This window comes from Arthrobacter citreus (genome assembly GCF_038405225.1).
GTDB classification, from domain to species: Bacteria; Actinomycetota; Actinomycetes; order Actinomycetales; family Micrococcaceae; genus Arthrobacter_B; species Arthrobacter_B citreus_A.
In genome coordinates this window covers 2,980,405-3,000,079 of record NZ_CP151657.1, presented here as the reverse complement: position 1 = coordinate 3,000,079, position 19,675 = coordinate 2,980,405, and the positions used below count along the sequence as shown (strand labels likewise).

Annotated in this window: 23 protein-coding genes and 1 tRNA gene; 12 read left to right on the top strand and 12 right to left on the bottom strand. The window is 65.2% G+C overall.

Going from position 1 to position 19,675, the window contains the following annotated elements; genetic code table 11:
* Both AAE021_RS13790 and AAE021_RS13785 read left to right on the top strand, forming a co-directional pair.
* Nucleotides 1-468, top strand: a complete 468-nt coding sequence (locus tag AAE021_RS13790) for a hypothetical protein (protein ID WP_342022900.1) — start codon at nt 1-3, stop codon at nt 466-468.
* A 107-nt stretch (nt 469-575) separates the two neighbouring features.
* Nucleotides 576-1,412 carry an aldo/keto reductase gene (locus tag AAE021_RS13785; protein WP_342022899.1) on the top strand — a complete coding sequence of 279 codons (837 nt, stop codon included), beginning with the start codon at nt 576-578 and terminating at the stop codon, nt 1,410-1,412.
* 262 nt (nt 1,413-1,674) lie between these two features.
* Here AAE021_RS13785 and AAE021_RS13780 read toward each other — a convergent pair.
* The 6 genes from AAE021_RS13780 to tmk all read right to left on the bottom strand — a co-directional run bounded on the left by AAE021_RS13780 (nt 1,675) and on the right by tmk (nt 6,615).
* A tRNA-Thr gene (locus AAE021_RS13780) sits at nt 1,675-1,750 on the bottom strand.
* A gap of 67 nt (nt 1,751-1,817) precedes the next feature.
* A complete protein-coding gene (locus tag AAE021_RS13775) occupies nt 1,818-2,516 on the bottom strand; it encodes a VC0807 family protein (protein WP_342022898.1) in 699 nt (232 codons plus the stop codon).
* 14 nt (nt 2,517-2,530) lie between these two features.
* Complete coding sequence (locus tag AAE021_RS13770; RefSeq protein WP_342022897.1) at nt 2,531-3,127, bottom strand: TetR/AcrR family transcriptional regulator; 597 nt, start codon at nt 3,125-3,127, stop codon at nt 2,531-2,533.
* A 59-nt stretch (nt 3,128-3,186) separates the two neighbouring features.
* Entirely contained in the window at nt 3,187-4,764 is a 1,578-nt protein-coding gene (locus AAE021_RS13765; RefSeq protein WP_342022896.1) for an alpha/beta hydrolase, read from the bottom strand.
* 61 nt (nt 4,765-4,825) lie between these two features.
* The gene (locus tag AAE021_RS13760) at nt 4,826-5,968 is read right to left on the bottom strand and encodes a DNA polymerase III subunit delta' (RefSeq protein ID WP_342022895.1); all 1,143 of its coding nucleotides are present in this window, start codon (nt 5,966-5,968) and stop codon (nt 4,826-4,828) included.
* Nucleotides 5,965-6,615 (bottom strand): dTMP kinase, encoded by a 651-nt coding sequence (tmk, locus tag AAE021_RS13755; RefSeq protein ID WP_342022894.1) that lies wholly within the window; start codon nt 6,613-6,615, stop codon nt 5,965-5,967. Before tmk ends, AAE021_RS13760 begins: the two co-directional genes overlap by 4 nt.
* A gap of 147 nt (nt 6,616-6,762) precedes the next feature.
* Here tmk and AAE021_RS13750 point away from each other — a divergent pair, with 147 nt between their 5' ends.
* Together AAE021_RS13750 and AAE021_RS13745 are read left to right on the top strand one after the other, a co-directional pair.
* Entirely contained in the window at nt 6,763-7,947 is a 1,185-nt protein-coding gene (locus AAE021_RS13750; RefSeq protein ID WP_342022893.1) for a trans-sulfuration enzyme family protein, read from the top strand.
* A gap of 9 nt (nt 7,948-7,956) precedes the next feature.
* On the top strand, nt 7,957-8,277 hold the full coding sequence (locus tag AAE021_RS13745; protein ID WP_342022892.1) for a DUF2516 family protein: 321 nt from the start codon (nt 7,957-7,959) through the stop codon (nt 8,275-8,277).
* Nucleotides 8,278-8,305: 28 nt separating this feature from the next.
* Here AAE021_RS13745 and AAE021_RS13740 read toward each other — a convergent pair whose 3' ends face one another.
* On the bottom strand, nt 8,306-9,028 hold the full coding sequence (locus AAE021_RS13740; RefSeq protein WP_342022891.1) for a class I SAM-dependent methyltransferase: 723 nt from the start codon (nt 9,026-9,028) through the stop codon (nt 8,306-8,308).
* Nucleotides 9,029-9,207: 179 nt separating this feature from the next.
* On the opposite strand from AAE021_RS13740, the gene AAE021_RS13735 reads away from it, so the two are divergent.
* The gene (locus tag AAE021_RS13735; RefSeq protein WP_152222462.1) at nt 9,208-9,957 is read left to right on the top strand and encodes a phosphoglyceromutase; all 750 of its coding nucleotides are present in this window, start codon (nt 9,208-9,210) and stop codon (nt 9,955-9,957) included.
* A 75-nt stretch (nt 9,958-10,032) separates the two neighbouring features.
* Here AAE021_RS13735 and phoU read toward each other — a convergent pair whose 3' ends face one another.
* A complete protein-coding gene (gene phoU / locus AAE021_RS13730; RefSeq protein ID WP_342022890.1) occupies nt 10,033-10,695 on the bottom strand; it encodes a phosphate signaling complex protein PhoU in 663 nt (220 codons plus the stop codon).
* Nucleotides 10,696-10,878: 183 nt separating this feature from the next.
* Here phoU and AAE021_RS13725 point away from each other — a divergent pair, with 183 nt between their 5' ends.
* Nucleotides 10,879-12,054: a sensor histidine kinase gene (locus AAE021_RS13725; RefSeq protein ID WP_342022889.1), complete on the top strand. Its 1,176-nt coding sequence runs from the start codon at nt 10,879-10,881 to the stop codon at nt 12,052-12,054.
* The gene (locus tag AAE021_RS13720; protein ID WP_342022888.1) at nt 12,051-12,734 is read left to right on the top strand and encodes a response regulator transcription factor; all 684 of its coding nucleotides are present in this window, start codon (nt 12,051-12,053) and stop codon (nt 12,732-12,734) included. Before AAE021_RS13725 ends, AAE021_RS13720 begins: the two co-directional genes overlap by 4 nt.
* 106 nt (nt 12,735-12,840) lie before the next feature.
* Here the strand turns inward: AAE021_RS13720 and AAE021_RS13715 are convergent, their stop codons facing one another.
* The 4 genes from AAE021_RS13715 to AAE021_RS13710 all read right to left on the bottom strand — a co-directional run bounded on the left by AAE021_RS13715 (nt 12,841) and on the right by AAE021_RS13710 (nt 14,895).
* On the bottom strand, nt 12,841-13,647 hold the full coding sequence (locus tag AAE021_RS13715; protein WP_342025417.1) for an IS3 family transposase: 807 nt from the start codon (nt 13,645-13,647) through the stop codon (nt 12,841-12,843).
* Nucleotides 13,648-13,691: 44 nt separating this feature from the next.
* On the bottom strand, nt 13,692-13,913 hold the full coding sequence (locus tag AAE021_RS18130; RefSeq protein WP_425362483.1) for a helix-turn-helix domain-containing protein: 222 nt from the start codon (nt 13,911-13,913) through the stop codon (nt 13,692-13,694).
* Nucleotides 13,895-14,179: a helix-turn-helix domain-containing protein gene (locus tag AAE021_RS18125; RefSeq protein WP_425362403.1), complete on the bottom strand. Its 285-nt coding sequence runs from the start codon at nt 14,177-14,179 to the stop codon at nt 13,895-13,897. Before AAE021_RS18125 ends, AAE021_RS18130 begins: the two co-directional genes overlap by 19 nt.
* A gap of 122 nt (nt 14,180-14,301) precedes the next feature.
* Nucleotides 14,302-14,895: a hypothetical protein gene (locus AAE021_RS13710; protein ID WP_342022887.1), complete on the bottom strand. Its 594-nt coding sequence runs from the start codon at nt 14,893-14,895 to the stop codon at nt 14,302-14,304.
* A 267-nt stretch (nt 14,896-15,162) separates the two neighbouring features.
* Between AAE021_RS13710 and AAE021_RS13705 the strand changes: the two genes are divergently transcribed.
* The 5 genes from AAE021_RS13705 to rlmB all read left to right on the top strand — a co-directional run bounded on the left by AAE021_RS13705 (nt 15,163) and on the right by rlmB (nt 19,671).
* Entirely contained in the window at nt 15,163-15,645 is a 483-nt protein-coding gene (locus tag AAE021_RS13705; RefSeq protein WP_104055910.1) for a CarD family transcriptional regulator, read from the top strand.
* A 123-nt stretch (nt 15,646-15,768) separates the two neighbouring features.
* A complete protein-coding gene (gene ispD, locus AAE021_RS13700) occupies nt 15,769-16,533 on the top strand; it encodes a 2-C-methyl-D-erythritol 4-phosphate cytidylyltransferase (RefSeq protein ID WP_342022886.1) in 765 nt (254 codons plus the stop codon).
* A 3-nt stretch (nt 16,534-16,536) separates the two neighbouring features.
* Nucleotides 16,537-17,052: a 2-C-methyl-D-erythritol 2,4-cyclodiphosphate synthase gene (gene ispF / locus AAE021_RS13695; RefSeq protein WP_342022885.1), complete on the top strand. Its 516-nt coding sequence runs from the start codon at nt 16,537-16,539 to the stop codon at nt 17,050-17,052.
* 34 nt (nt 17,053-17,086) lie between these two features.
* Nucleotides 17,087-18,541, top strand: a complete 1,455-nt coding sequence (gene cysS, locus AAE021_RS13690; protein WP_342022884.1) for a cysteine--tRNA ligase — start codon at nt 17,087-17,089, stop codon at nt 18,539-18,541.
* Nucleotides 18,542-18,675: 134 nt separating this feature from the next.
* The gene (gene rlmB, locus AAE021_RS13685) at nt 18,676-19,671 is read left to right on the top strand and encodes a 23S rRNA (guanosine(2251)-2'-O)-methyltransferase RlmB (protein WP_342022883.1); all 996 of its coding nucleotides are present in this window, start codon (nt 18,676-18,678) and stop codon (nt 19,669-19,671) included.
* Nucleotides 19,672-19,675: the final 4 nt, after the last annotated feature.

Here is a 19,675-nt window from a genome sequence, read left to right as displayed (position 1 = left end):
ATGGCACTTTTTGCAGCCGCCCGGCAGGGGCGGAAGGACGACACCCAGCTCGGGAAGGGTGTGTGGCGGCGCGCCCATGACCGCTTCACCCGAGGCCTGGACCGCTACCACCAGATGCTGGAGGGCGTGGAGGACGACGCCGTGTACAACGAGCTGGTGACCGTGGCCAACGGATTGGCGGAGCTGCTGCCCCGGGTCCGCGAGGTGTGCGTCAACGCGCAGCGGCGCCTGCCGAGCAACGGGCAGGACATTCCCGGCTCGCTCATTGCCGTGCACCGCGCGCTGTCGCGCAGCGGCAACTCCCTCGCGGCAACAGCGGAGGCGGCAGCCATGTCCCGGCTGGACAGTGAACGGTGGGGGTTTGCTTCCGCCGGCCTGGAAAACGTCCACCGGCGCGCCCAGCTGGTGGCCGAAGACGTGCTTGAAGCCGAACGGGCCATGAAAGCCGCTGCAGACGCCCTCAAATAGCCCGAAATTCTTTTCCGAATCGGGAATAGGGCAACCGGATATTTCGCGTCCAGCATAGAGACGTCATGGAAAGCCGATTTGGGCCGGTCCTTTGCAAGGATAGGCCAATGACTACATCACCGCTTGTGACTTTTAATGATGGCAACACCATTCCCCAGCTTGGCTACGGCGTGTGGCAGGTAGAGGACTCAGTGGCCGAAAAGGTTGTTGGGCAGGCCTTCGAAGTTGGCTACCGCCACATCGACACCGCCAAGATCTACGGCAACGAGGCCGGCGTCGGCCGTGCCATCGCCGCCACGTCCGTCCCGCGCGAGGACATGTTCATCACCACCAAGGTCTGGAACGCGGACCAGGGCTACGAAGAGACCCTCAAGGCATTCGACGCTTCGATGGAGCGCCTGGGCCTGGAAACCCTGGACCTGTACCTGATCCACTGGCTGCAGCCCAAGCAGAACAAGTACGTGGACACCTGGAAGGCCCTGATCGAGCTGCAGAAGCAGGGCCGGGTCAAATCCATCGGTGTCTGCAACTTCACCGTTGAGGCACTGCAGGAAATCATCGACGCCACCGGCGTTGTACCCGTGCTGAACCAGGTCGAGACGCACCCGTACCTGAACCAGGCCGAGCTGCGCGCCTTCGAAGCCAAGCACAACATCCTGCACGAGTCCTGGTCCCCGCTGGGCTCCGGCAAGGGCCTGCTCGAGGACCCGAAGCTGGCCGAGATTGCGGACAAGTACGACGGCGCCACCCCGGCCCAGGTCGTTATCGCCTGGCACCTGGCCCTGGGCAGCATCGTGATCCCTAAGTCGGTCACGGAATCCCGGATCAAGGAAAACTGGGAGGCGCTGAACGTCAAGCTCTCCGACGAGGACATTGAGGCCATCAACGCCCTCGACAACGGCACCCGCTACGGCGCGGACCCGGCGACGGCCGACTTCGCCTAAGACCTTCAGTCTGTGCGCATAAGGTGTCCGTTCCGCTCATGCGGGACGGGCACCTTTTTGTGGTGAGGGCAGCGGAATACGCTGGGAGGACCGCAGGTGGCCGGAAACGGCAGGCAACAACCCGGGCTACCGCGCTGGCCGTGCTGGGCGCGTGTCTCGCTGTGAGTCATACCAGTGGCCCGGGTGGCCACCTGCTGATCCACGCAACAAAAAATCCCCTGAGAACTCTTGCGGGTTCTCAGGGGATTTTCGTTTCCTGTGGTGGAGCCTCCTGCCAGAATCGAACTGGCGACCTTCTCATTACGAGTGAGACGCTCTACCAACTGAGCTAAGGAGGCGGGCTTCATCGGTCCGCTAACGGCCAGAATCCACAAGGAACAACTTTATATGCCGCAGGGCGGCTGGTCAAAACGAGGGGTTGGGTCCGGTCTGGGCGCCGGCGTAGAAGCTGGACCATTTACGGGCGGCGCCGGTCACCTGATAGTAGATGTTGACGGCAATGATCAGCACCGCGCTAGTGGCGGCCGACAGTGCGGTGGACAGGAGCGGAACGCTGTCCACGGGCAGGGTGTAAGCCATCAGGATCCGCAGTCCGCAGTCGAGCAGCAGCGACACGCCCACCATGACACCCGTGACCCGCCAGACCCGGCGGAACCGCGGCAGCCGTTCCCAGAGGGTGTCCCAGTCCGCCGGCCAGCCAAAACGGCCTTCCAGGAGCGGCCGGCTCAACAGGTAAGCCAGCGGCCTGCGGGTGAAGGAGCTGGCCAGGAACCACGAACCGGACAGCCCCGTGGCCCATGCTCCGCGCGCCAGCAGGAAACGCAGGTCGCCGGCCAGCAGGGACACTGCCGTGCTGAAGACCATCAAAGTAATCACAAAAAGAGTCACCGGATTCATGCTGTGCTTGCGTGCCAGATCGACAGCCGTGTCCACCAGGGAAGCCGCCGTGCCGGCCAGCAGCGCGGTGTAGGCACTTGCCCCGGCGGCCCGCAATCCGTAAAATACGGCCAGGGGCAGCAGGAACCCTGCCAGCAGGCGCAGGGCGCCGAACATCCGGCGCCGGCCCGCACGAGTGGTGCCGGAAGCGCCTAGGCTCCGGGACACCGCTCGGATTCCTTTCACCGCTGGTCCGCCGCGGTGCCCAGCTCGAAGAGCGTGACCAGTTCGGCCGCGTACCGGGTGCAGTCCAGATTCGGTTCGCGCTGGAGCAGGAATGGCAGTCCGTCGACGCAGCGCTGGACGGCGGCCGACATCACCAGGGGATCAAAGGACCGGAATTCGCCCGCCTCCTGCCCGCGGCGCAGGATGTCCTCCAGCGGAGCGCCCGCCGCGCCGTCGTCGTCCGCTGAGTAATTCAGGGCGCCGGCGAGCAGAATTCCGGTCAGTGCGGCCATTTCGTCCCGGTGGTGGTCTATGAACTCCACCGTGGCTTCGATGTAAGCGCGCAGCTGTCCGGTTGCTGAGGGCTGGGCGTGCACGGCGCGTCCCGTCCAGGAACCGATGGAGGAAATGACCTCGGCGGCCACGGCGGCCATCAGCTCAGCCTTCCCGGCAAAGTGATAGGAGATGAGCCGGGTGCTGGAAATTCCGGCCCGCTCCGCAATCCGCGCAAAGGACGCGCGGTCATATCCCTGATCGGCGATTACCGCCACTGTTGCGCCGATGATCTGGGACCGCCGGGCGGCCCCGGTGACCGACACCGGTTTTACCTGCATGAGTAAAAGCTACGTCGGGTGAGTAAGGGCGGCAAGGGGCTGCCCCAAAAAAGAAACGCTTAGGAGCAGACGGTGTCCTCGGCGGGAACCGTACCGTCAATGAAGTAGTCGTCCACAATGTCGGCAATGCACTCGTCGCCGCGGCCGTAGGCCGTGTGTCCTTCACCTTCCCAGGTGACGAGGGTGGCTGATTCCATCTGCTCAGCCAGCGACACTGACCACTCATAAGGCGTTGCCGGATCCCCGGTGGTGCCAATCACCAGCAGGTCATCGGCGCCGGAAGCCTTGATTTCATGCGGTTCATTGACGGCGTCGTACGGCCATGCCTCGCAGGTGATGCCGCCATAGGCGAGGTACTTGCCGATGGTCGGGGACGCCTGCTCCAGCTCCTCGGCGTCGCGGCGCATCTGCTGATCATCGGCGGTCATCGGGTAATCCAGGCAGTTGATGGCGCTGAACACCACGGTGCTGTTGGACGCGTAGGTTCCGTCAGGCTCCCGCTCGGCGCTGAGGTCGGCAAGCCGGAGCATGAGGGACGGATCCCCCTGCAGGGCGGCATCGAGGGCCTGGGTCAGCACCGGCCAGTTCTGGTCGTTGTACAGGGGCAGGATGAAGCCGCTGACAAAGGTGGAGACCGTTACCGTGCGGCCGTCCTTCGCGGTCACCGGGCTGGCTTCCACTGAAGCGATCAGGGTGCGGATGGTCTCGATGGCCTGCTCCGGTGTGCCGGACAGGGGGCAGCTGCTGGAGGACAGGCAATCCTCCACATACGCCCGGATGGCCTTTTCGAAGCCTTCCGCCTGCCCCAAAGTGATTTCCTCGTTGCTCGCTGCCGGGTCCAGCCCACCGTCGAGGACCATGCGCCCCACGTTCTCCGGAAACAGTTCGGCATAGGTTGCTCCGAGGAACGTCCCGTAGGAGAAGCCCAGATAATTCAGCTTCTCGTCGCCGGCAACAGCGCGCAGGATGTCCATATCCCGGGCCGCGCTCACGGTATCCACAAAACCCAGGACCGATCCCGAGTTTGTGGCGCACTTGTCCGCCAGCTCCCGGGCACTTTCCCGGGATGCCGCCAGCCCGGACGGAGTGGAGGGATCCCAGTACTTAGCGCGCTCCTCATCCAGCTCTTCGTCGGTGAGGCACTCGACGGGAGTGGAACGGGCAACTCCGCGGGGGTCGAAGCCAAGGAAATTGAAGTTCTCCCGGAGCCGCTCGGTGGTGATTCCCTGGAGATTCTCGCCAACGGCGTCATAACCCGAGCCGCCCGGACCGCCGGGATTCACGAGGATGGTTCCCCGCGCGCTGCCCTCTGACCCGGCCAGGATGACGGCCAGTTCGATGCTCTCCCCGGCGGGATCCGCGTAATTCATCGGCACCTCGACGGTGGCGCACCGCAGCCCGTCCCCGGCACCGGCTTCGCACCCGCCCCAGCTGACTTCCTGGCCGTAATAGGGCAGCAGGTCCTCAGGCACGTCCCCTATCACTTCGGCGCCGGCGGAGGACGTGGTGCCCGGCTGCGGGGCAGTGCTGGTTTCCTCCGCCTGATTCTCACCGGTGCAGGCCGTCATGCCGGCGAGGACGATGACGGCGGACGCTGCAGCCAGCGCGAGTCGGGAATAGCGGCTGGCCGGGGTCATCGATGCTCCTGGGGACGGGGAGTTGGCGGGGAAGGGTCGGGCTTTGGTCAGTCCAACGCTGTCATAACAGGCTAACCGCCATCGCCTCGATGGCCAGCAGCGGGGCCACGTTGGTGGAGACCAGACGCCGCCGGACCAGATTAATTTCCTCCATCCGCAGCAGCGTCTGCTCCGGCGAACCGTGGGATGCGTACTCGGTAAGCTCCCGGCGCAGGTTCTCGTTGACCAGGCTGTCCCCGCTGCCAAGCTGGAGCATCAGGACGTCCCGGTAAAAGGACAGCAAATCGGTGAGGGCGCGGTCAAAGTAGTCATTCTTGGAGCGTTTGGCGCGGCGGACCTGGTCCTCCTCCAACCGCTTCACCTGGCTGCGGATCGACGGCGGGACCGCCCCGGTTTCCGAGGCGCCGAGCGAGGCCAGCAGCGCCTGCCGTTCTGCGGCGTCACGTTGCTCGAAGGAGCTGGTGGCTTCGGCCTCGGCCAGCGCCACGAGATCAGCGGCGGCCTTCATGGCACCGGAGACGTTCCGCAGGGACAGCGGCAGCCGGACGATGGACTCCCTCCTGGTGCGGGCGCCCTCATCGGTGGCCAGCCGTTTGGCGATGCCAATGTGGCTTTGAGCCGCCCGTGCCGCATTTTGTGCAACCTCGGGGTCGATGCCGTCCCTGCACACCAGGAGATCGGCCACATCCTCCACGGGAGGCAGGCGGAGACTGACGGCGCGGCAGCGCGAGCGAATGGTGACCAGGACGTCGCCGGGACTCGGGGCGCACAGCAGCCAAATGGTGCGGGGCGGCGGTTCTTCAATCGCCTTGAGCAGCACGTTGGTGCTGCGTTCCTGCATCCGGTCGGCGTCTTCGACGATGATGACGCGCCAGCGGCCTGTCGAGGGCTTGTCCTGGGCTTTGCGCACCAGTTCGCGCGCCTCCACAATGCTGATGGTCACTTTTTCCGTGGTGACGGATGTGACGTCGGCGTGGGAGCCGGCCAACGCAGTGCGGCATGCCTTGCATTCGCCGCAGCCGCGCAGCGCGGGATCAGGTGCATCACAGAGCAACGCGGCAGCGAAGGCCCGGGCGGCATTGGACCGTCCGGAGCCCGGCGGGCCGGTGAACAGCCAGGCGTGGTTGGGGGTTGCCTGCGCCGCGCCCCGCCGCAGCTGTTCCACCACAGGGGCCTGGCCCTGCAGATCATCCCAGACGCTCACGGCAGCAGCTCCCTGACCCGGGCCAGGATGGTGCCGGCCAACTCGTCCACCGGCCGTCCGGCGTCGAGCACCAGATAGCGTTCGGGATTATTCCGGGCCTGCTCCAGGAAGGTGCGGCGGATGCGCAGGTGGAAAGCGTCGGGCTCGGACTCCATCCTGTCCTCCTCGGCATCATTGGCCGTGCGCCGCAGCCTGCCCTGTTCAGGATCCACATCGAGGAGCACGGTCAGATCCGGTGAAAAGCCCTCGGTTGCCCAGATGTTGAGCTGGCGGACCTCCTCGGTGCCCAGGGCACGCCCGGAGCCCTGATACGCCACCGAGCTGTCGATAAAGCGGTCACACACCACAACTTCGCCGCGCTCCACGGCCGGCCGGATCACCTGGGCCACGTGGGCGGCCCGGGATGCCGCGAAGATCAGGGCCTCGGTGCGCGCATCGATTTCCCCGTTGCCGTGCTCCAGCACCAGCGAGCGGAGCTGCTCACCCACCGGGGTTCCGCCGGGCTCGCGGGTGCGGACCACCGTCCGGCCCGCCGCTTCCAGCGCCGCAGTGAGCTTTTCGGCCTGAGTTGACTTGCCGGCTCCGTCACCGCCCTCAAAGGCAACGAACAAGCCAGCCGGGCGCGTGGAGGAACTAGAAATACTCACCCGCCTAGCCTACCCAGTTCCGCTGGGAGCCCGGTTCGAATTCACTCGCACGTGCTGCCCCCGGCGGGTCCCGTAACTGCCGGACACATTGCGCCGGGACTGTGTTGCGGCCGCGCACCGGGGATGGCAGCGCACTAGGCTGAACGGATGAGCTCCGAGTCGATCTTTCCTTCCCCCGCGAACCTGTCCCGGGAGACCGTTGCCGTTACCGCGGGCCGTCCGGCACGGGAGCCGGATGCCCCGGTCAATCCGCCCATCGTGCTTTCCTCCACTTTCCACGGAACGGGAACACCGGTCCCCGGAGAACGCGTCTACGGCCGCTTTTCCAACCCCACCTGGGATCCGTTTGAAGAGGCGCTTTCCGAACTCGAGGGAGCGGAACTTCCGGCGCTGGTCTTTGCCTCCGGCCTCGCGGCGGTGGCGGCGGCCCTGTCCCTGGTTCCCGTTGGCGGTGTCCTGGTGATGCCGCGGCACAGCTATCAGGGTTCGCTGCTCCTGGCGGCAGAGGAAGCGGCCAACGGCCGGTTCACCGTCCGCACGGTCGACGTTGCCGACACTGAGGATGTGGTGGCGGCCCTGCGCGGTTCCGCAGCGTGGACAGCGGACGGCTTCGGACCGGCCAGCATGCTGTGGATCGAAAGTCCCACCAACCCGATGCTCGAGGTGGCGGAAATCGAGGTCCTCACGCGGGCAGCGCACGAAGCCGGTGCCCTGGTGGTTGCCGACAACACCTTTTCCACACCCCTGGTGACCCGTCCGCTCGAGCTGGGCGCCGACGTCGTGCTCCACTCCGTGACGAAGTATCTCGCCGGGCACTCCGACGTGGTGCTGGGAGCGCTGGCCACCTCCAGCGGGGAGCTGCGGACACGCCTGCACAGCTACCGTTCGCTGCACGGCTCCATCGGCGGTCCCTTTGAGGTGTGGCTGGCGCTGCGGGGGCTGCGGACGCTGGCGCTCCGGGTTCAACGCTCGCAGGCCACCGCCGGGCTGCTGGCGCAGCGGCTGGTGGACCATCCCGGCGTGGAGGCGGTCCGCTACCCGGGCCTGCCCGGGGACGCGGGGCACGAGCGGGCCGCCAAGCAGATGGACGGATTTGGATCCATCCTCTGCATCGAAGTGGCCGGCGGCGCCGCGGCGGCGGAAGCAGTGGCCGAGAAGGTGCGCCTGTGGCTTCCGGCCACCTCGCTGGGGGGAGTTGAGTCGCTGATCGAGCGGCGCCGCCGCCAGCCCGCCGAGCCCCAGTCCGTGCCCGAAAACCTGCTGCGGCTGTCGGTGGGCATCGAGGACGCCGAAGACCTCTGGGACGATCTCGCCCAGGCGCTGGCACGGTAGGCTGAAACAGTGATTTACGTCTTCCTCATCGAGCCGCTGTTTTACCAGGCCCTGGGCCTGGCCACGCTGGTCATTGCGCTCTGGGCGTTTTCCGATGCGGTGCGTCGCAAGCCCGCGGTTTTCGAGGCCACCGGCAAGCGGACCAAGGGGTTCTGGCTGGGCATGACCGGAGCGGCCACGGCCGTGGGCGTCCTGGGCACCCTGAGCCCCGGCTCCCTGCTGCCCTTTACCCTGGCGGGGCTCGTGGCCGCCTGTGTGTATCTGGCGGATGTGAAGCCGTCCGTCAGCGGTTCCGGCCGGGGGTCCTCAGGTCCCTACGGGCGCTGGTAGCCGAAGGCCCGATTCACCCCGGCTCGTTTCACGCCGGTGCAACAGCGTCCCACGCGACGGTGATTTCCCCCAGCCGCCACCGGGCCGGGCCCGTCAACAACGGCCAGCCCGATGCCCGGAGATCCCTGCACATGGCCAGCCAGCGCTGGCGGTTGCCGTAGGAAGCCTGGGGGGCCGCCTGGAGCCATGCCTTGTCCATGGCCTGCAGCAGGGCGTGGACTTTCTCGCCCGGAACGTTGCGGTGGATTAAGGCCTTCGGCAGCCGCTCGGCCACATCCGAGGGCAGCACGAAGGCACCGAAACGCAGCGAAATACTGAGCGACACCGGACCGGTGGAGTCCAGCTCCACCCACGTGGAGCGCCTGCCAATTTCATCGCACGTTCCATCAACGAAGATGCCCCCGGCCGCAAGCCGGGACTGGACCATGTCCCAGTGCGCGCCGTACTCGTCTTCGGAGTACTGCCGCAGGACGTTAAAGGCGCGGACCATCACCGGGCGCCGTCCGTCGACGGGCAGTTCGAAGCCGCCCTGCCGAAACGTCAGGCCATCCCGTTCCAGGGATTTGGCTGAGCGCACCCGCGCCGGATCGATCTCTATGCCCACGACGTCGACGTCAGGGCGGATGCGGCCAAGCCGGGTGTGGAGTTCGACGGCGGTGGTGGGGGCGGCGCCGTAGCCAAGGTCAACGATGAGCGGATCCGCGGCCCGTCTCAGCCGCCAGCCCTGCGGCCCGGCCAGCCAGCGGTCCACCCGCCGCAATCTATTGGGATTTGTAGTGCCCCTGGTCACATTTCCTACGGGTTTTTGCGGCTTTTGCACCAAACAATGTTACTGGTCAGCGGAAGTGCCCCATGACATGGTGTTGTGCGCGGTGCTTAGCGCGCTTCCGGCCTGCCCCGCGCCTCGGGTCCTCCGTTACCATGACATATATGACTTACAAACTGATCCTTCTGCGCCACGGCCAGAGCGAATGGAATGAAAAGAACCTGTTCACCGGCTGGGTGGACGTGGATCTGACGGACCTCGGCCGGGCCGAAGCCCTCCGCGGCGGAGAGCTGCTGGTGGAGAATGATCTGCTGCCGGATATTCTTTACACCTCCCGCCTGCAGCGGGCCATTAACACCGCCAACATTGCCCTCGGCGCCGCCGACCGCATCTGGATTGATGTGAAGCGCAGCTGGCGCCTGAACGAGCGCCACTACGGAGCCCTGCAGGGCAAGGACAAGGCGCAGACCCTCGCCGAGTACGGCGAAGAGCAGTTCATGCTGTGGCGCCGTTCCTACGACACCCCGCCGCCGCCCCTGCCCGATGACAGCGACTTTTCGCAGGCGCACGACCCCCGGTATGCCGATCTGTCCCAGGACGAACTGCCCCGCACTGAGTGCCTCAAGGACGTTCTTGAGCGGTTCCTTCCGTACTGGGAATCGGACATCTCCGCTGACATCAAGACCGGCAAGACGGTCATGATCGCCGCTCACGGCAACTCGCTGCGCGCCCTGGTGAAGCACCTGGACGGGATCAGCGACGCCGACATTGCGGCCGTGAACATCCCCACCGGTATTCCGCTGGTGTACGAACTGGACGAGGACCTCAAGCCGGTCAAGGCCGGCGGCACCTACCTGGATCCGGAGGCGGCCGCGGCATCGATCAAGGCCGTGGCCAATCAGGGCAAGAAGTAGCACCAGTCCCGCAACGCTAAAGGGCGGCCCCGCGGGGCCGCCCTTTACTGTTTGCTGCAGGTGTCTGTGGTGACCTTAGCGGCCGGACTCCGAGAGCGGCTGCCATTCACCGGTGACGAGGTAGTTGACCTTCCGGGTCACGGACACGCCGTGGTCGGCAAAGCGTTCAAAGTAGCGGCTCGCCAGGGTCAGGTCCACTGTGCTGACCGCCGAAACCTGCCAGTCCGGGGAGGCCACGGCCTTGAACACTCCGGCGTGCAGCTCATTAATGCGTGAGTTGCAGGCGTAAATCTCCGTGCTCAGGTCCAGGTTCCGGGTCTCCAGGAGCTCCGTGAGCAGCTCTGAGATGCGGATGTCCAGGCGGGCCATCTCGCTGAACGTTTCCACCATCGGTTCGGGAACCACCTGCTCCGGGTAGCGCAGTCGAGCGAGCTGGGCGATGTGCCGGGCCAGGTCCCCCATCCGCTCCAGCGAGGCGCTCATCCGCAGCGATCCCACGATCATCCGAAGGTCGGAGGCAACCGGACCCTGCAGGGCAAGGATGTCGATGGCACGCTCGTCGAGGTCATTCTGGAGGAAGTCAATCCGCGCGTCGGCAGCGATGACATCCTGCGCCAACTCCGTGTCCGCACCTTCGAAGGCGAGGGTGGCTTTCTGCATCGCTTCGGTGACGAGCTCGGAAATCTGGGTCAGCTCTTCGCCAATCTGATGAAGCTCGGCCTGAAAAACCTTACGCACTTCGGGTCCTTTCACTTGTGCAGCACTCGTCCAACGTTCCCGTGCTGCCTTGTCACAGCCGTATTGGCAGGATTTCAGCACGGGGTTAACCGTTGGGCATCTTCAGATGAACGTTAGTTTAACGGAGGGACTTATGCCACCGCGGGTCCTCCGGGGTACCGGCGCTCAGCCTAAGCTAGGAGAGTGAATCCTGTATTGCTGGGCCTGATTGCCGGAATCCTCGGCCTGGCCGTGGGAGTGTCCGGCGTGCTCGCCTATGGTGCCAGCCGCCGCCAGCGCCGGGAACTGGCCGCCGGCGACGAGCCGGCCATCCCGGACGGAGCCGCTGACGTGCTGGCAGCGATCGGACGCGCCTACATCGTGGTGGACGCCGTCGACGGCGTGGTCCGTGCCAGCCCGGGCGCCTACGCCTTCGGCCTCGTCCGCGGGCATACGCTCGTTCCGCCCGAGCTCCTGGCCCTCACGGCGCGGGTGCGCCGTGACGGGGTTATCGAGGAACGGCAGCTGGAACTGCAGCGGGGCCCGCTGGGCCAGGGAAACGTCATTCTGCAGGTCCGGGTTGCGACCGTCGGTGAAGAGTACATTCTCATCCTGGCGGACGACCACACGGAAATCGCCCGCACCGAGGAGGTGCGCAACGACTTCGTCGCCAACGTATCGCATGAGCTGAAAACCCCGGTCGGGGCCATCTCGCTGCTCGCCGAAGCCCTGGACGACGCCGCGGGAGACGAAGAAGCGGTGCGCCGGTTCGCCGCAAGAATGAGCAAGGAATCGTCCCGGCTGACCGCACTGGTGCAGGACATCATCGAACTGTCCCGCCTGCAGAGCACCGACATGGTGGACCGGGCGCGTGAGGTGGACATCAACCAACTGGTCGCCGACGCGGTGGAGGCCAACCGGCTGCCGGCGGAGAACAGGAACACGACCGTCGTCGTCGGAGGGTCAGTGCAGGGTTCCGTCTACGGGGACGCGAAAATGCTGACCACCGCCTTCCGCAACCTGATCGACAACGCGATCCGCTATGCGCCGCCCGGAAGCCGGGTTGGCGTGGGGCTGCGTTCGCGCGACGGCATGGCGCAGGTTGCCGTCACCGACCAGGGGCCGGGCATCCATCCCGATGACCAGGAACGGGTGTTCGAAAGGTTTTACCGCATCGACAGTGCCCGCTCGCGGCATACGGGCGGAACCGGCCTGGGCCTCAGCATCGTCAAGCACGTGGTGACCAACCACGGCGGCGAAATCAGTCTGTGGTCCCAGCCCGGACAGGGGTCGACCTTCACGGTCCGGCTGCCGGAAATGGAATCCGCCGAATCGGCCCCGCCCGCGGGCGGCAGCCACGAACAAGGAGTCAGTGCTTGAGCAGGATCCTGATAGTCGAAGACGAGGAGTCGTTCAGCGATCCTCTTTCCTACCTGCTGGGGCGGGAGGGATTCGACGTGTGCGTGGTGGACAACGGCAACGACGCCGTCACCGAGTTTGACCGGCGCGGAGCAGACCTGATCCTGCTGGACCTGATGCTGCCGGGCCAGCCCGGCACCGAAGTGTGCCGGCAGATTCGCCAGCGGTCCGATGTTCCGGTCATCATGCTTACCGCACTGGACGGGGAAATCGATAAGGTCGTGGGCCTGGAGATTGGCGCCGACGACTACGTCACCAAGCCGTACAGCTCCCGGGAACTGTTGGCCCGCATCAGGGCCGTCCTGCGGCGGCGGGGCGGCGACGGCGGTGACCTGTCAGGTCCCACAGTGGAGGCCGGGCCGGTGCGCATGGACCTGGACCGACATGTTGTCAGTGTCAACGGATCCGATATTCCGCTGCCCCTCAAAGAGTTCGAGCTGCTCGAAATGCTGCTGCGGAACTCCGGCCGGGTGCTGACCCGGGGACAGCTGATCGAGCGGATCTGGGGTGCCGACTACGTCGGGGACACGAAAACCCTGGATGTGCACGTCAAGCGGCTCCGGAGCAAGATCGAGCCGGATCCGTCCCTGCCGCGGCACCTTGTGACAGTACGCGGACTGGGATACAAATTCGAGACCTGATCCCGAAGCCTGTGCCCAGTGGAAACCGGCCGGGCAGGTGGGCATAAACAGAAGGGACCCGGCGCCGTGAACTGGTCCCCGAAAGTTGGACTGGCCAAATAAAAGTCTAGGCCGCGAGGGCCTGAGCACGGTATTGCACCGGGCTCAGGCCCTCGAGCTTTGTCGAGATGCGTTCAGTGTTGTACCAGCGGATGTACTCATCCAGCTGTGCTGTCAGGGCATCGGTATTCAGGAACCGGACCCGGTGGAAGAGTTCCTCCTTGAGGTGTCCAAAGAAGTTCTCCATCACCGCGTTGTCATAACAGTTGCCTTTGCGGGACATCGATTGGACCGCGCCGGCGTTCTTCAGCAGCGTCCGCCACGAGACGTGCTGATACTGGAATCCCTGATCCGAATGCACGAGCGGCTGCGCCCCAGGTTCAAGGATGTTGAGGGCTCTGCGCAGCGAGGAGTTAGTGAGCTCCAGATTCGGGGATAACCCCATCGAGTACGAGATGATTTGCCGGTTGAAGAGGCCCATCACCGGGGAGAGATAGAGCTTGCGGTCACCGACGCTGAACTCGGTCACGTCGGTCACCCATTTTTGGTTCGGTGCAGCAGCTTCGAACTCCCGGTTCAACAGGTTCGGTGCCACCACTCCCTGTTCACCGCGGTAGGAGGCGTAGCGCTTCTTTCGCCGCACCTTGCAGACCAGCCGCAGTGAGCGCATCAGCTTCAACACGGTCTTTTTCGCCACGGTCCACCCCTGCTTGGCCAGTACAGTGTGGATGCGGCGGTGCCCGTAGCGGGCATGGTTCTTCTCGAAGATTTCTCTGACCGCGGCCTTGAGCTCCGCCTGCGGGTCCGGGTCCTGGAAACGGGCCTGATGGTAGAAGAACGTTGAACGGGCCAGGCCCGCTATGTTCAGCAGCAGTTCCAGCCGGTGTTCGGCCTTGAGAGCGATAACGGCGCGTACCTTTACGGCCGTTTCCCGTCCCCCAAGGCCCGTACTTTTCCCAGGAACGCGACTTCTGCCCGCAGCCGTTCGTTTTCCCGGCGCAGCCGCTGCAGCTCCGACTCAGGCTGTCTAACCGCACCAGAGTCATTTTTCGGCCGGCCTTTCGGCTTCGGTCGCAGTCCGTCTTCACCCGCTGTCCGGTACTGCCGCGTCCACTTATCGATCAGCTGCGGAGAGGACAGCTGGAGTTCCTTGGCCAGGTCTGCCCTCGTTTCGCCGGAGAGATAACGCTGCCCGCAGTCAGCTTGAAATCAAACGAGAACACCCTCTTGGTTGGCTTGGCCACCAGCGTCGTACCTCCACGAACTAGCCATCGGTCATGTAACCGGCGAATCGTGGAGCGTCTCACTCCAAGCTTCGTTGACACGGCTCTGTCGCCCCAGCCGATTTCGAACAACGCTACCGCGCTCTGGCGTTGGTCCTCGGACAATGAACTCTGCGCAAGCATAAAACTGCTCCCCGAAAGTTAGAACTGATTTCTCAGTCCAACTTTCGGGGAGCAGTTCAGCGCCGGCCGGGTCCCTTCTTCGTTCTTTTAAGCTGTCCCGCGGCGGAACCGCGGCGGCTAGCCTACTGCGATTCAGTCGGCTCCGAGGTGGCGGTGCCGGTGTCCGCTCCGGTGTCCTGCTGGACATCCGTGGCCTCGTCGGAGGGCACCATGGTGGCACCTTCGATCGGGGTGGGGGACGGCGTCGGCAGGTACTCGCGGTAATCCACCAGGGTGCCGTCGACAACGGGGACGTTCAGCTCCACCGTTTCGGTGCCGTTGCTGGCATCCGCGCGGAGGCCGGTGCCCGGCAGCGTGTCGACATTCGGTACCGTCACGTCAGAGGCGGTGGCGTCCTCGAAGATGATCTTGTCGCCGGACTCAATGGACCAGGACAGCGTGGTTCCGCCCATGGCCAGGGAAAAGTCCACATTGTCGGGGGACGCATTGACCACGGTGCCCAGCAGACGGCCGGCTTCGCCGTCGCCGTTGCTGACCACCAGGAGGTTGCGCAGTTCAACTTCGCCGACGTTTTCGACGATGCCGTCCGACGGTGAGTATTCGCGCACCGTTGCCTGCTCGTTCACTGCACTGCAGCTGGAGACTCCCAGTACTGCCAGCGCAATTACACCGGCGGCAGCTGCGCGCTGCGCCCGGTTCTTGGGTGTGAATCTCACAGCACAAAACTCCTGGGGTATTGCGGTCTTGCGACCTGCGGCTATCTTTTGTGCCTAGCCTATCGGCAAACGGCCTAAATGTTGGATTTTCGGCCCCTGGCCCGGGACTCAAAATGGACCTCCGCACAGCCATCGCCGCAGGTGGGAACGCGGGAGGCAGGCCGGATAATACCTACGCGGGTCACGATCAGGTACCTGACCTGCGAAAACTCTTCTCGGCGTGTCGCACCCATGGTAAACTTGAGGCTGGGAAAGGGGAAAGTCCACATGGTTTTTGAGGTTGGCGAAACAGTTGTTTACCCTCACCACGGTGCCGCGAAGATCGAAGAGATCAAGATGCGAACCATCAAGGGCGAAGAGAAGATGTATCTCAAGCTTAAGGTGGCACAGGGTGATCTGACCATAGAAGTACCGGCTGAGAACGTTGACCTCGTTGGGGTTCGCGATGTGGTGGGCAAGGAAGGCTTGGAGCACGTGTTTGATGTGCTGCGGGCCGAACTTACCGAAGAGCCCACCAACTGGTCGCGCCGTTACAAGGCAAACCTGGAGAAGCTTGCGTCCGGTGACGTGGTAAAGGTGGCTGAGGTCGTTCGCGACCTGTGGCGCCGCGACCACGACCGCGGACTCTCTGCAGGCGAAAAGCGGATGCTTGCAAAAGCCCGCCAGATTCTGATTTCAGAGCTGGCACTGGCTGAAAAGACAGACGAAGATCAGGCCGCAGTTGTCCTGGACAAGGTTCTGGCAAGCTAGCAGCACTGATTTACAGCACACGGCACGCTGCCGGTCCTCACGGACCGGCATTTTGTCTTTAAGGACAGGTCCCGCCCTCGCGGTCCTGAAGCGGCGTCCTCCGGCGGGCACTAGGCTGAAGGGGTGTCTTCAACAGTTTCCCGCCAGCAGCGGATCGGTGTCATTGTCGTAGCAGGCGGTTCGGGGCAGCGGCTGGGCTACGGCATCCCCAAGGCCCAGGTGCCGTTGTTCGGCGTCGCACTGCTCGTCCATGCCCTGCGGGGGATCGAAGCGTCCGGAATAGCCTCGGCCATCAGCGTTGCAGTCCCGGCCGGTGACACGGTCATGCGGTCGCTGTGCCGCGGGACAGCGGTCAGCGCGTCCCTGACCGTGGTTGACGGCGGCGCCACCCGGGCCGACTCCGTCCGGGCCGCGCTGCAGGCGCTCCCCGCTGACCTCGACGCAGTGATGGTCCACGATGCTGCCCGCGCACTGACGCCGCCGGAGGTCTTCGGCCGGGTCGCTGACGCGCTGGCCGCCGGGGCGGCCGCAGTGATTCCGGCAGTGCCGGTCACCGACACCGTTAAGACGACGGCGGACACCGCTGCCGGGCAGGCGGGCATCGCGCCCCGGGTGGTCACCGGAACCCCCGACCGCTCCACGCTGCGCGCGGTCCAGACACCCCAGGGTTTCGAAGCCGGCCTGCTGCGCCGTGCCCATGCAGCAGCCCGCGGTTTCACCGCGGAGCAGGCCGCCGCGGTGACCGACGATGCAATGCTGGCGGAATCCCTGGGCACGCCGGTGTACGTTGTCGAGGGCTCGGAGCTGTCGCTGAAAATCACCACCCCGCTGGACCTGCTGCTGGCCGAAGCGGTTCTGGCCCGCACCCCTACCGACAAAGAGGACTGATCCATGCCTGCCGTTAACCTTCCCCGCACCGGAATCGGCGTGGACGTGCACGCCTTCGCGCCCGATGACGCTCCGCGGCCGCTGTGGGTTGCCGGGCTCCTGTGGGATGGAGAACGCGGATTGGCCGGACATTCCGACGGCGACCCGGTGGCCCACGCCGCAGCTGATGCCCTCTTCTCCGCTGCCGGCTTGGGCGACCTTGGGACGCATTTCGGAACGGACCGGCCCGAGTACGCCGGCGCCTCCGGGCTGTCCCTGCTGGAGGAAGCGGCCCGGATCGTGCGCGGCGCCGGATTCGAAATCGGCAATGTCGCAGTCCAGCTGATCGGTAACCGGCCCAAGTTCGCACCGCGCCGGGCCGAGGCCGAAGCCATCCTCAGCGGTGCGGCAGGCGCCCCGGTCAGCGTCTCCGCCACCACCACCGACGGCCTCGGCTTTACCGGACGCGGTGAGGGCATAGCCGCAGTGGCCACCGCCGTCGTCGTCCAGGTGCAGAACCCACCGTTGCCCGGCAGATAAGCCCGCTGCGGCCCGCAGGCGATAGCCTAGAGCGGTGAGCCTGAGATTCTATGACACCGCAACCGCGCAGATCCGCGACTTCGTACCCCTGAAAAAGGGCGAGGTAAGCCTGTATTACTGCGGCGCCACCGTGCAGGGGAAACCGCATGTGGGCCACATCCGCTCAGCCATCGTTTTTGATCAGCTCACGCGCTGGCTCCAGTTCCGCGGGTTCCGCGTCACCACCGTCCGCAACGTCACCGACATCGATGACAAGATCCTGGCCAAGGCCGCTGACTCGGTGGGCGCCGAGCCCTCCGCCGACGTCGTGCCGGACGAGCCCTGGTGGGCGCTGGCCTACCGCTTCGAGCAGGAATTCGCCAAGGCCTACGACACCCTGGGGGTGCAGCGGCCCACCTACGAGCCGCGGGCCACCGGGCACATTCCGGAAATGCACGCGCTCATTTCCCGCCTCATCGACGCCGGCCACGCCTACCCGGCGCTGGATAACTCCGGCGACGTGTACTTCGACGTCCGGTCCTGGGACAAGTACGGATCCCTGACCCGGCAGAATATCGACGACATGCAGGCAGCGCCCGACGCCGGTCCGCGCGGCAAGCGTGACCCCCGGGACTTCGCGCTGTGGAAGGGCCATAAGGACGGCGAGCCCGAAACAGCCGCCTGGGACAGCCCCTGGGGCAAGGGCCGGCCGGGCTGGCACCTGGAATGCTCGGCGATGGTGACCAAGTACCTCGGCCCGCAGTTCGACATCCACGGCGGCGGCCTGGATTTGCGCTTCCCGCACCACGAAAACGAAATGGCCCAGTCGCAGGCCGCCGGTGACGGTTTCGCCAATTTCTGGATGCACAACGGCATGGTCACCTTCGAGGGCGAGAAGATGTCCAAGTCCATCGGCAACACGGTGAGCCCCTCGGAGATGCTGGCCGAAGCCTCCCCCCGGGTGGTCCGCTATTACCTGGGGCAGGCGCACTACCGTTCGGTGCTGGACTACCGGCCAACGTCGCTGCAGGAAGCTGCGGCCGCCGTTGAACGAATTGATGGATTCATCGACAAGGCACGGGCGAAGGTCTACAGCACCGGAGACCACGGCTTTGTCCTGGACACAAGGTCCATGCCGGCGGCCTTCGCCGAAGCCATGGACGATGACCTCAACGTGCCGCAGGCACTGGCGGTCCTGCATGACACCGTCCGGTCAGGCAACACCGCCCTTGCTGCGGGACGGACGGATGACGTCCGGGACGCACTGCACGCCGTGCTGACCATGACCATGGCCCTGGGGCTGGATGCGGTGCAGCAGCCGGCACGCACGGAAGGGCCGGAGCACAACGCCCTGGACGCCCTGATCCAGGATCAGCTGCAGCAGCGGCTCGACGCCCGTGCCGCGAAGGACTGGGCGAGGGCCGATGCGATTCGGGATTCCCTGGCCGCAGCGGGCATCGCGGTCGAGGACACCCCGGACGGCGCACGCTGGAGCCTGGCACAGGGCTGAACCCGCCCGAAAACAGGGGCCTTTCTGCCGCGGATTTTGGCTGTTGGAGTACACCCCAGCAGCATGGACACCGGCTGCCCGGGAGCCTGCGTAAACTAGAAGTAATGCTTTCTTCTAGGTTTAAGGTGTAATCGATGGCCAACAACGGACGTCCCGGCGCAATGCGTAAAGCCAAAAAGGGCCCCAGCGGGGGCACAGGTGGATTGGGCCGCAAGGCTCTTGAGGGTAAAGGACCCACGCCCAAGGCTGAAGAACGCCCCTATCACAAGGCGTACAAGAACAAGCAGCTGGCTGAGCGCTCCGCAGCCAAGCGCGGCGGAGACACCCGCGCCGCCGGTGGACGCAGCGGCACCAACGTCCGCGGCAAGGTGGCTGAAGAAGTGGTGACCGGCCGCAACTCGGTGGTCGAAGCCCTGCGCGCCGGCATCCCCGCCAAGGCGCTGCACGTGGCCGTCCGCATCGACATGGACGACCGCGTCCGCGAATCCCTGAAGATGGCGGCCGACCGCGGCCTGCCCGTCATGGAAACGCACAAGCCCGAGCTGGACCGCATGACCAACGAGGCCGTGCACCAGGGCCTGGTCCTGCAGATCCCGCCCTACGAGTACGCGGACCCGATGGATCTGGCCCAGGAAACCCTCGAAGCATGGAAAAAGGGCCACGTCCGCAACGCTCCGCTGTTCGTTGCGCTGGACGGCATCACCGACCCGCGTAACCTCGGCGCGATCATCCGCTCCGCCTCGGCGTTCAGTGCGCACGGCGTCATCGTGCCCGAACGCCGCGCCGTGGGCATGACCGCCTCGGCCTGGAAGACCAGCGCCGGTGCCGCCGTCCGCGTGCCGGTGGCCCGCGCCGGAAACCTGAACAGCGCCCTGAAAGCGTTCAAGAAAATGGGCATCTTCGTTCTGGGCCTGGACGGCGACGGCGACGTGTCGCTGCCGAACATTGTCCTGGCCAAAGACCCGATCTGCATCGTGGTGGGCTCCGAAGGCAAGGGCTTGTCCCGCCTGGTCCGCGAGAACTGCGACCAGATTGTGTCCATCCCCATCGATTCAGCCATGGAATCACTGAACGCGTCCATGGCCGTAGGCATTAGCCTGTACGAAATATCACGGCAGCGTTCCGCCTAATCCA

Coding starts and splice junctions, on each gene's coding strand:
- AAE021_RS13750 (WP_342022893.1), top strand. CDS start 6,763: ATGAGCTCCGAGTCGATCTTTCCTTCCCCCGCGAACCTGTCCCGGGAG.
- AAE021_RS18125 (WP_425362403.1), bottom strand. CDS start 14,179: ATGCTTGCGCAGAGTTCATTGTCCGAGGACCAACGCCAGAGCGCGGTA.
- AAE021_RS13790 (WP_342022900.1), top strand. CDS start 1: ATGGCACTTTTTGCAGCCGCCCGGCAGGGGCGGAAGGACGACACCCAG.
- AAE021_RS13705 (WP_104055910.1), top strand. CDS start 15,163: ATGGTTTTTGAGGTTGGCGAAACAGTTGTTTACCCTCACCACGGTGCC.
- AAE021_RS13765 (WP_342022896.1), bottom strand. CDS start 4,764: ATGACCCCGGCCAGCCGCTATTCCCGACTCGCGCTGGCTGCAGCGTCC.
- AAE021_RS13770 (WP_342022897.1), bottom strand. CDS start 3,127: ATGCAGGTAAAACCGGTGTCGGTCACCGGGGCCGCCCGGCGGTCCCAG.
- AAE021_RS13735 (WP_152222462.1), top strand. CDS start 9,208: ATGACTTACAAACTGATCCTTCTGCGCCACGGCCAGAGCGAATGGAAT.
- ispF (WP_342022885.1), top strand. CDS start 16,537: ATGCCTGCCGTTAACCTTCCCCGCACCGGAATCGGCGTGGACGTGCAC.
- AAE021_RS13785 (WP_342022899.1), top strand. CDS start 576: ATGACTACATCACCGCTTGTGACTTTTAATGATGGCAACACCATTCCC.
- rlmB (WP_342022883.1), top strand. CDS start 18,676: ATGGCCAACAACGGACGTCCCGGCGCAATGCGTAAAGCCAAAAAGGGC.